At 37.6% G+C, this 346-nt stretch carries 1 protein-coding gene and 1 pseudogene; both read right to left on the bottom strand.

Annotated elements, in window-relative coordinates:
• Nucleotides 1-217: hypothetical protein (locus NE547_RS18085; RefSeq protein WP_370866865.1), on the bottom strand; the 217-nt coding region annotated here is incomplete at its 3' end.
• A 13-nt stretch (nt 218-230) separates the two neighbouring features.
• A pseudogene (cbiF, locus tag NE547_RS18090) lies at nt 231-346 on the bottom strand (cobalt-precorrin-4 C(11)-methyltransferase); the annotation flags it as partial.

Genomic DNA, 346 nt, shown 5'->3' on the forward strand with positions numbered 1-346 from the left:
TCTTAAAGTCTTTAAAATATAGGAGCTCAGAATCCAAATTCCTATCACTCGGAAGTTTAATCAAGTCTTGGGCCAAGGACCTTGACCTATCAGTAAGATATATATAGGCAAGTTTTTCATTTTTATATCTAGCCCTAGACAATATATCTCTTGTCCTATCTCCCAAGTCTCTGGTCCTATTCATCAAGTCCATAGTCCTATCCATGGGCCTATCCATCAAATCTCTAGTCCTATTCGTCAATTTGATCACTTGCCTTCCTGTATTCATGGCTGAAATATTTTGAATAGAGCATAGAATAGTTGTATTTATCTCCCAAGAAATCCCCTACCAAAATAAGGGCGGTCT

The sequence above is a fragment of the Flavonifractor sp. DFI.6.63 genome (genome assembly GCF_024462255.1).
GTDB lineage: Bacteria > Bacillota > Clostridia > Oscillospirales > Oscillospiraceae > Lawsonibacter_A > Lawsonibacter_A hominis.